Source organism: Mesorhizobium sp. M7A.F.Ca.CA.001.10.2.1, from assembly GCF_003998575.1.
Classification (GTDB): domain Bacteria; phylum Pseudomonadota; class Alphaproteobacteria; order Rhizobiales; family Rhizobiaceae; genus Mesorhizobium.
This window is the reverse complement of sequence record NZ_RZQY01001263.1, coordinates 1-613: the sequence shown is the minus strand read 5'-3', so window position 1 is coordinate 613 and position 613 is coordinate 1. Positions and strand designations below refer to the sequence as shown.

The 613-nt window shown below is 59.9% G+C and carries 1 protein-coding gene; it reads right to left on the bottom strand.

Going from position 1 to position 613, the window contains the following annotated elements; translation table 11 throughout:
- Positions 1-159 precede the first annotated feature (159 nt).
- On the bottom strand, positions 160-613 hold a 454-nt coding region (locus EN964_RS36535), incomplete at its 5' end, for a hypothetical protein (RefSeq protein ID WP_245490760.1).

Here is a 613-nt window from a genome sequence, read left to right as displayed (position 1 = left end):
GCCCATGCCCAGGTCGATGATGTCGGCGCCACGCGATCGGGCGCTGGCCTTGAGCCGGTTGACCTGCTCGAACACGTAAGGCGGAAGCCGGCGAACCTTGTGAAATTCTTCCATGGCAGTTCCAGACAGCGAAGGGGGTGTTGGGCGCGCGCTATATACTTATTTGCAGGTAGGGTCGAGGGCGGGGTCGCATTTGGCTTCGATCTGCTTCAGCGTTTCGTCGCCATGCTTCTTGGCCAAATCCGTCAGCGCCGCCTGGTTGGCGACCTTCGGGCCGCCGCCCTTTGCCGCCTGCGCATTCTCATCCGCCTTCAATTGCGCGAGCTTGGCGTTCTTCTCGGCTTCGGTGAACTGAGGCGCCGCCACTTGCGGCTTGATGTTCAGGTTCGGAAAGGTGCCGGTATCCTTCGGCCCCGTACCCGCAGCGACAGGCGTCGGGCCATTCGTGTTGGTGCTCGAGCACCCGGCAATCCCGATGAGGACGATCGCCGCGCCGATGCGGCAAAAATGTCCGGCACCGAAAAAAACAGTTTCGCCAATATTAATCGTCATATTGTTTCCTTGGCAGCCGAGGTAAAGCGAGATTGGCCCGGTCGGATGTCCCATGTTAATA